General features: G+C 46.2%; 1 protein-coding gene. It reads left to right on the plus strand.

Annotated features, from left to right (window positions below; all coding sequences use genetic code 11):
* Positions 1-290 (plus strand): methylmalonyl-CoA mutase family protein (locus HC175_RS23125; protein WP_479685272.1); only part of this gene is annotated, 290 nt, incomplete at both ends.

Genomic DNA, 290 nt, shown 5'->3' on the forward strand with positions numbered 1-290 from the left:
GTACTAATGATAAGAACCTGCTGGCGCTGGCGATAGAAGCCGCCCGCGAACGGGCAACATTAGGTGAAATAAGCGATGCTTTGGAAGAAGTTTTTGGAAGGTATAAAGCAAAAATTCAATCCTTTAGCGGCGTGTATTCAAAAGAGATAAAAGAAGATCCCAGCTTTAAAAAAGCACGGGAAATGGCAAACCTTTTTGCTGAACAGGAAGGTCGCAGACCTCGGATTATGATCGCAAAAATGGGACAGGACGGCCATGACAGAGGTGCCAAAGTGGTCGCCACAGGCTAT

This window comes from Salinimicrobium oceani (assembly GCF_012037645.1).